Source organism: Streptomyces sp. NPDC127092, assembly GCF_042722475.1.
In the GTDB taxonomy this organism is placed as follows: Bacteria; Actinomycetota; Actinomycetes; order Streptomycetales; family Streptomycetaceae; genus Streptomyces.
This window is the reverse complement of record NZ_JBHXFE010000088.1, coordinates 1-2,765: the sequence shown is the minus strand read 5'-3', so window position 1 is coordinate 2,765 and position 2,765 is coordinate 1. Positions and strand designations below refer to the sequence as shown.

The 2,765-nt window shown below is 62.7% G+C and carries 5 protein-coding genes and 1 pseudogene; 2 read left to right on the top strand and 4 right to left on the bottom strand.

Annotation, left to right across the window (positions count from 1 at the left end; genetic code table 11):
* The 4 genes from ACFWJO_RS36970 to msrA all read right to left on the bottom strand — a co-directional run.
* On the bottom strand, nucleotides 1-337 hold a 337-nt coding region (locus ACFWJO_RS36970), incomplete at its 3' end, for a carboxymuconolactone decarboxylase family protein (protein WP_386872486.1).
* A gap of 29 nt (nucleotides 338-366) precedes the next feature.
* Nucleotides 367-747 (bottom strand): thioredoxin, encoded by a 381-nt coding sequence (trxA, locus tag ACFWJO_RS36965; protein WP_020627593.1) that lies wholly within the window; start codon nucleotides 745-747, stop codon nucleotides 367-369.
* Nucleotides 748-775: 28 nt separating this feature from the next.
* Nucleotides 776-1,171: a GNAT family N-acetyltransferase gene (locus ACFWJO_RS36960; RefSeq protein WP_083325287.1), complete on the bottom strand. Its 396-nt coding sequence runs from the start codon at nucleotides 1,169-1,171 to the stop codon at nucleotides 776-778.
* A 24-nt stretch (nucleotides 1,172-1,195) separates the two neighbouring features.
* Nucleotides 1,196-1,696: a peptide-methionine (S)-S-oxide reductase MsrA gene (msrA, locus tag ACFWJO_RS36955; protein ID WP_043281847.1), complete on the bottom strand. Its 501-nt coding sequence runs from the start codon at nucleotides 1,694-1,696 to the stop codon at nucleotides 1,196-1,198.
* 253 nt (nucleotides 1,697-1,949) lie between these two features.
* On the opposite strand from msrA, the gene ACFWJO_RS36950 reads away from it, so the two are divergent.
* Together ACFWJO_RS36950 and ACFWJO_RS36945 are read left to right on the top strand one after the other, a co-directional pair.
* The gene (locus ACFWJO_RS36950) at nucleotides 1,950-2,486 is read left to right on the top strand and encodes a carboxymuconolactone decarboxylase family protein (protein WP_020627590.1); all 537 of its coding nucleotides are present in this window, start codon (nucleotides 1,950-1,952) and stop codon (nucleotides 2,484-2,486) included.
* Nucleotides 2,483-2,765: pseudogene (locus ACFWJO_RS36945) on the top strand (hypothetical protein); the annotation flags it as partial. The gene ACFWJO_RS36950 and the pseudogene ACFWJO_RS36945, both read left to right, overlap by 4 nt.

Genomic DNA, 2,765 nt, shown 5'->3' with positions numbered 1-2,765 from the left:
GGGTGCTTCGGGCCTGCGCGAGCTCGACATTCACGGCGGCGTCGAGGGGGAGCCGGGTGGCTGCTTCAGCGATCGCGAGCAAGGCGCGCTCTCGATCGCTGAACAGTGGCGACTCGCGCCAGGCGGCCAAGATGTCGAGTAGTTGCTGATTGACGCCTGCGCGCCTTGCCTGCCGCGAATGCAGATCGAGGCAGAAGACGCATCCGTTCAACTGCGACGCCCGAACCTTGATCAACTCGCTCTCGGCGGGAGTGAGTCCGCGTTGCGATGCGGCTTCAGACACAGCGGTCGCGAACGCAGACGCGGCTTCCCATGCTTCTGGGACGGCCTTGTCCATGTAGGGGCGTGCTCCATGCAAGGTGGACATCAGCGATCATCCTTGGCCGAGCCGCCATCGGAGTCGAGGTCCTTCCTGACCTCGTCCATGTCGAGTCCTCTGACGTTCTCTACCACTTCGGCTAGGGCAGTGGGCGGTAGGGCGCCGGCCTGGCTGAAGACGAGCAACCCCTGGCGGAAGGCGAGCAGAGTGGGAATCGCGGTGATTTGGGCCGCCGCAGTGATGCGCTGCTCCGACTCCGTGTCGAGCTTCGCGTGGACGATGTCGGGATTGTCTTGCGACGACTTCTCGAAGACCGGCGCAAACTGATGGCATGGTGCGCACCAGTCCGCCCAGAAGTCGACGAGAACGATGTCGTTCTGATTGATCGTGACCTCGAAGTTGTCCTCGGTCAGTTCGACGGTTGCCATGTGGGTTCTCCTCTTGTGCGTATGACGATCAGTGGTGGTGTCCGTGGGGGTTGCCAGGGAACCGCGTGTCGACGACATCCGCATACTCCGGATGAGCGCGGATGTACGCGGCGGCGAAGGGGCACGAGACCGTCGCGGTCTTCTTGTCCTCGCGGAGACTGTTGAGGACGCCTCCAAGGAGTCGCGCCGCGACTCCCTTTCCGCGGAACTCGGGGAACACGGACGTCGCGAGCAGAAGCACCCGGTCGCCGGTTCTGCTGTAGAGCAGGCCGGCGGCGAGCTTGCCGTTCACGGTCGCTTCGTACAGCTCGGACTCGACGTTCTCAGTGATGACGAAGTCTTCGACTGCGTCCGAGGATGCAGCCGGGAGGTCAGTGTCGGCGTCGGTCGCGGTCAAGCCGATCATTCCGTCGGGATGTTTCATGTGTCTCCTATCGCGAGATCTCGGTCAGCGGCCCGGTAGTACCCAGTCGGGTCGGATGAAATGGCACGAGTATCCATTGGGGTGCTTCTGCAGGTAGTCCTGGTGTTCGGGTTCGGCCTCCCAGAACGGGCCGGCTTCGCCCACCTCTGTCACGACTTTTCCTGGCCAGCGGCCGGAAGCGTTGATCGCTTCGATCACGTGGAAGGCGACCTTCCTCTGTCCCTCGGTCGTCGTGAAGATCGCTGATCGGTAACTGCGCCCGATGTCGTTTCCCTGACGGTTCCGAGTGGTGGGATCGTGAATCTGAAAGAAGAACTCCAGCAGTATCTGGAATCGGATGATCGAGGGGTCATAGATCACTTCGAGGGCTTCTGCGTGATCCCCGTGATCCCGGTAGGTTGCGTTGGGGGTGTCGTCGTCGCCGGAGTATCCGACGCGGGTGCTCACGACGCCCGGGAGTGAGCGGAAGAGCTCCTGGGCTCCCCAGAAGCAGCCGCTGGCGAGGATCACTCTCGAGGTCGGCATCGTCTTCTCTCTCTTCACGGCGGGCAGCACGCCCCTTCGGGTCACGATACGGAGCCGGGTGCTGTCCAGGTGGCCTGGCTGTGCAGCGTAATGTCCGCGACCTGCGGCGTTCGGAAGCGGAGCGGGCGGTTGCAGGGAGAAGACAGCTCTCTGCAGGGGCAGGCCACACAGGGCAGAGAAGCGGATCTACCGTCGGAGGAGGCGTCGGAACTCCGGCAAGCCAGCGAACCGTGCCCTACGGTGAGGAGAGATCGTGATATCAGAGCAGATCGATTTCGAGAATGTGCGCTTTGACCCGGATCTCTCTGACTTCCACGAACTTGCGAAGCAGATGGCTGCGGGGTTCGGGTACACGGCGAAGTTGTCGATCGGTGATCGCCTCGCTGCCCTTCTCCGATTGCGGGTTGCTCAGATCAATCCGTGCTCGTACTGCCTGATCCTGCACACGCGTATCGCCGTGGAAGTAGGAATCGGCGCGGCGATGGTGGCGCACCTGGCGAGTTGGCGGCAGAGCACGATGTTCTCCGGTTCCGAAGCACTCGCACTGGCGTACTGCGAAGCGCTGACACGTTACGAGCACGAGCACTTCGATGAGATGCATCAAGGGCTGACGGTGTTCTTCGATGAGCGTGAGATCGCGGAGATCGCAGCCGTCGTCATCAACATGAACGTGTGGACGAGGCTGAAGCTCGCACAAGGCTCCGTGCCGGTGGTATCGCCCGGTGGTGAAGAGTCTGCTCGCGACGCCGAGAGACCAGGCGTCAGGGGAAAGAAAGGGAACCCATCATGACTGACGGATCGTTCAGTGGGCAGGACATCGAGTTCGATCTGCTTCCGCCGGATGAGAGCCTGGACTCGGATCTTCTCGGCGAAGACTCCGATGACGACGGCCCGGGATACTCTCCACCGGAGCGGCGGTCATCCGAACTGTCGTGGGGATTCACTGCACGCGAAGCACGTGCCCGGGAGCCGCTGGCGGCTCGCTTGGCGCGTGAGGTGCCGGAGTACGAACCCGAAGAGCCGATGGGCGACGGGATCGGCGACATCATCGGCACGGACGGCGAGATCC

Excerpts from the sequence above, each read along its gene's own strand:
- msrA (WP_043281847.1), bottom strand. The coding sequence starts at position 1,696 with ATGCCGACCTCGAGAGTGATCCTCGCCAGCGGCTGCTTCTGGGGAGCC.
- ACFWJO_RS36960 (WP_083325287.1), bottom strand. The coding sequence starts at position 1,171 with ATGAAACATCCCGACGGAATGATCGGCTTGACCGCGACCGACGCCGAC.
- trxA (WP_020627593.1), bottom strand. The coding sequence starts at position 747 with ATGGCAACCGTCGAACTGACCGAGGACAACTTCGAGGTCACGATCAAT.